General features: G+C 35.4%; 1 protein-coding gene and 1 pseudogene. Both read right to left on the bottom strand.

Annotated features, from left to right (window positions below; all coding sequences use genetic code 11):
- Positions 1-199: pseudogene (locus H4O21_RS28350) on the bottom strand (NRAMP family divalent metal transporter); the annotation flags it as partial.
- Positions 192-393, bottom strand: a 202-nt coding sequence (locus tag H4O21_RS28345; protein ID WP_305082243.1) for a sigma factor-like helix-turn-helix DNA-binding protein, incomplete at its 5' end; no start/stop codon positions are given. The pseudogene H4O21_RS28350 and the gene H4O21_RS28345, both read right to left, overlap by 8 nt.

Here is a 393-nt window from a genome sequence, read left to right as displayed (position 1 = left end):
GGCTTTCTCCTGTTGCGGCAGCATATCTAGGGCCATATTGAAAAAATGGATACTTAAAAAGTGTTACTAAGATTAATGCCCAAATTAAGCCTAAACTAAAATCAGCTCCTGCTCTTGTAGACTGTACCAAATGAGACACACCAATTGCAGCGCCTGCAAACAATAGTCCAGGGCCAAGGTTTTTTAGTTTGTTAATCATTTTTATTATTAATTACTTCGGCAAGTAATTTTTTAGCTCTCAGCAGTTTTACCTTTACATTGTTTATAGGTTCGTCCAATTCTGCAGAAATCTCCTTATAACTTAACTCTTGAAAGTACCTTAAATTGATAACTTTTTGGTAATGGGGTTTTAACTTTTTAATATCACGAAGCAGGTTAGCTAGGTTTTGTTCC

It is taken from the genome of Oceanospirillum sediminis, from assembly GCF_014164585.1.
GTDB classification, from domain to species: Bacteria; Pseudomonadota; Gammaproteobacteria; order Pseudomonadales; family Halomonadaceae; genus Oceanospirillum; species Oceanospirillum sediminis.
This window is presented reverse-complemented; position numbering and strand designations above follow the sequence as displayed.